The sequence below is a fragment of the Methylacidimicrobium cyclopophantes genome (assembly GCF_902143385.2).
GTDB lineage: Bacteria > Verrucomicrobiota > Verrucomicrobiia > Methylacidiphilales > Methylacidiphilaceae > Methylacidimicrobium > Methylacidimicrobium cyclopophantes.
The window spans coordinates 1-3,572 of record NZ_CABFUZ020000143.1 but is presented as its reverse complement, the minus strand read 5'-3'; the positions used below and the strand labels follow the sequence as shown (position 1 = coordinate 3,572).

3 protein-coding genes and 1 tRNA gene are annotated in these 3,572 nt (G+C 61.6%); 3 read left to right on the top strand and 1 reads right to left on the bottom strand.

Features of this window, described 5'->3' with window-relative positions:
• The 3 genes from FN369_RS11520 to FN369_RS06730 form a co-directional block, all read left to right on the top strand.
• Positions 1-1,493, top strand: a 1,493-nt coding sequence (locus FN369_RS11520) for a hypothetical protein (protein WP_246189595.1), incomplete at its 5' end; no start/stop codon positions are given.
• A 404-nt stretch (positions 1,494-1,897) separates the two neighbouring features.
• Positions 1,898-2,581, top strand: coding sequence for a hypothetical protein (locus FN369_RS06735; protein ID WP_178087729.1), 684 nt, complete (start codon positions 1,898-1,900; stop codon positions 2,579-2,581).
• A 154-nt stretch (positions 2,582-2,735) separates the two neighbouring features.
• Complete coding sequence (locus tag FN369_RS06730; protein WP_142525417.1) at positions 2,736-3,317, top strand: beta-class carbonic anhydrase; 582 nt, start codon at positions 2,736-2,738, stop codon at positions 3,315-3,317.
• 75 nt (positions 3,318-3,392) lie between these two features.
• On the opposite strand, the gene FN369_RS06725 is transcribed toward FN369_RS06730, so the two are convergent.
• Positions 3,393-3,465 (bottom strand) — tRNA-Ala (locus FN369_RS06725).
• Positions 3,466-3,572: the final 107 nt, after the last annotated feature.

Genomic DNA, 3,572 nt, shown 5'->3' with positions numbered 1-3,572 from the left:
TGTCGAAGCGGCTCGATGCCGCGCGGCAGATCTACAACGCATCCCTGGGCGAAGCGCTCCGGCGGCTCTCCCTGATGCGCCAATCCAAAGACTGGCGGCTCGCCTCCTCGCTGCCGAAGACGGTCGTGGGCGGCCAAAGCGGGAAGCGGATCCGCAATAAAGAACGTTCGGATCTCTTCCGGAAGATGCAGGAACGCTTCGGCTTCTCCTCCGCGTCCATCCAGAAGTTTGCGGAAGCGTGCCGGGATGCCTGCTCGATCGGCGAGCATCTCGGCTCCCACGACACGCAGACCACGAGTCTCCGGGCTTTCCGCGCCGCGCAGGCTTACGCCCTTGGAATCCGAGGACGCCCACGGTTCAAGACGGCGAATCGCTTTCACTCGGTCGCAGGCAAGGGCGATGCCGTGATCCGCTTCCGGAAGGAGCCCGTTCCGGCCGTTCACTGGGCGGGTCTGATTCTGCCGCTTCGCCTCGACCGCAAGGATAAGCTCGGCTGGCAGCGAGACGCCCAGGACTCGCGGACGAAGTACGTCCGGGTGATCCGCCGGACGATTCGAGGAAGAGAACGCTGGTATTGCCAACTGGTCCAGGAAGGTGTGGCTCCGCAGGTCAGACCGGTTGGCGATGGTCGGGTCGGATCGGACATCGGGCCATCGATGATCGCGTACGTCGGAGAGAAGGAGGCGAGCCTGGAGAAGATCTGCCCGGAGGTCGAGCAACCCTGGAAGGAGATCAGACGCATCCAGCGGGCCTTGGACCGCTCCCGCCGGGAGACCAATCCCGGCAATTACGATTCGCTTGGCCGGGTGAAGCGAGGGGCGAATCGCTGGATTCGATCCGGGCGATACCTCGGCAAGCTGCGCAAACTCTCCGAAACCGAGCGGCGCTTGGCTGCGGCGCGCAAGACATCGCATGGAGCGTTGGCGAACCGGATTCTGGCGCAGGGGAAAACGATCAAAGGAGAAGACCTATGTTATAGGAGTTGGCAGAAGAATTTCGGACGCAGCGTGAAGGTGCGCGCTCCGGGGATGCTCGTGGAGAGGATTCGCCGCAAGGCTGAGAGCGCCGGCGGCGGATGGATCGACATCGACGCCCGGAAGACCCGGCTGAGCCAGTTCGACCACACAACGGGGAAGTATGCGAGGAAGCCGCTCTCGCAGCGGACGCACTTCTTCGGCGACGGAGTCACCGAGCCGGTGCAGCGGGATCTCTACAGCGCGTTTCTGGCGAGATGCTGCGGGAAGGATTTCCTCGACATGGCCGAGGTCCGAAAGACCTGGACAGGTGCGGAACCTCTCCTGAGACGGGCGATGTCGAGGATGAAGGAACCGGCGAGAGGGGAGGGCGATGCCCGACCACACGCTCGCGAGAGCGTCGGAGCCGGTCGCCCGTCGAAGAGGAATCGCCGTTCCGGCGAGGCTGCGGATGCTGTAGCGCAAGCGAGAGCCGTGGAGTGCCGGAACATTGGCATCCTCAGAACCCCCTGGCTTTAGCCATGGGGAGGTTCAGCAGCGCATCGACGGGCAGGCGGGTAATGTCTCCGAAAAGGATTTCCATCCGATCCAGGGGGGATGCCATGGCCACGGTGCGACTCCGGCGGATTCCGTTTCAAGCTACCGCGGCCCACTCGAAGCGCAAGGAGATTCCTGAGAGGTGCGCCGTTTCCGCAAAGTCGGCCGCTACTGGCTTCGGGCACGCGATCTCTTCCTCGGAGATTGGTTTTCTCCTTGCTTCGGTTGCTTTCGTCCAGGTAGATGCGTGGATTTCACCTCCGCTTGTTCGAATCCGTATGAGCCCCTCCCGCTTCCTCCGATCGCTCTGTTGGGTTGGATGCCTTTTTTTCGGGTCGGCAGCGGCTCTCTCGGCGGCGCTTCAGCCGGCGCAAGAAGAAGATGGCGTGATCTTGCAGGATCCGTCCCTTGGGAGCGGCGCTCGTCCCATTCGCCGGCCCGAGAATGGGCCCGGGCAGCAAAGCCGCTCGTCCGGCAGTTGGTTCCTGAGCGTGGGGACGGGTACCGCTTTCCCTCAATACGATCGCGGCGAGATCGTGAATGACCGCACCGGTGCCATAGAACCCATTTCGGGAGATATCAACTTTGCGGTGAACTCGACGGTTTCGGTCGGCTATCGTTGGTTTGATCCCGATCGCTGGGGTCACTGGTCCTTCGACGCCGACTTTTTCGGCTCATATCTCGGCGGAGGCATATCGAGCCCCGCAGGATCCTCTCAGGACAACTTGGGCTTCTTGGGCATTCGCGGGCGCGTGGGCTATCGGGTCTTCCACGATCGAATCGAACCGTTTCTCGGCATCATCGGCGGGAGCGTATTGGCAAACAGCGAATCGGCGGGAGTCGATCACGGATCGGTGTGGGGCTGGTGGTTCTCTCCGACGACCGGTGTCCGCTACTACATTCCGAATACGCGATGGTCGATCGCCTTCGACGCGTTCTTTCGTTTTATCGGCGGGATCAACGGCTTGAGCGCGCCCGGCGTGACGATCAACGAGACGCCCCATGCCGGCTTGAGCGGCCATTTCCTCTACGAGCCGGTGGGGATCCTCTCAATCGGCTACCGTTTTTGACGCCTCGTTCCGCCGCGCAGCCCGCGAGCGGAGACAATCGGGCAAATGCAAAGCCGACTCTCTCCAGGCACCCTTCCCAAGACGCGAAACGAGTTTGCCTCCGCGGCAGATTTGAGTATTGACATCGAAAAAAGGACCAAGCCTACTCTCCGCCATGAGCGTAATTTTAGAAACGGTTCTCGAAGCAAATCGACGATACGCGGAGACTTTCGGAGAGAAGCGGAACCTGGCGATGCCGCCGGCGCGCCGTTTCGCGATCCTGACCTGCATGGACGCGCGGCTCGACCCCGCGAAGTTTGCCGGCTTGCAGGAGGGGGATGCGCATGTCATCCGCAACGCGGGCGGAAGGGCGAGCGACGATGCGATCCGTTCGCTCGTGATTTCCTACAAGCTTTTGGGCACCCGGGAGTGGTTTGTGATCCACCATTCCGATTGCGGGATGGAGACCTTTTCCGACGAGATCATGCGCGGGCTCTTGGCAAAGAGTCTCGATCATGCCGTGCTGGAAGCGGATGGATGGCACGATCGAGGATCCGGCTCCGGAACTTCGGAAGCCCAATATATCGATTGGCTTACGATTCGCAATCAGGGGGAGAGCGTCGCGCAGGATGTCCAACGGATCCGCCGACATCCGCTCGTCCCTGCGTGGATTCCGATCTACGGCTTTCTCTACGATGTGCGCTCCGGAGCCTTGCTTCCGGTTGCGGCGGCGGATGCGGCCGGCGCGGCGAAATAGCTTCGGAGGGAACGTCCGTCGCGCCTTATCCAATGGGTAATCCAATGGGTAGGGGATGTCCGGTCGGCCTCTTTGTGGAGGTTGGGGGATTCGAACCCCCGACCTTCTCATTGCGAACGAGACGCTCTACCAACTGAGCTAAACCCCCGAGGAGTTGCACCGCACTCTACAAAAGAAAACAGCGGTTGCAAACCGCAATTTCGTTCCGGTGTTCCCTTTGCGCGCGCCGGCGCCCGGGAATTATGAATTAGGTAA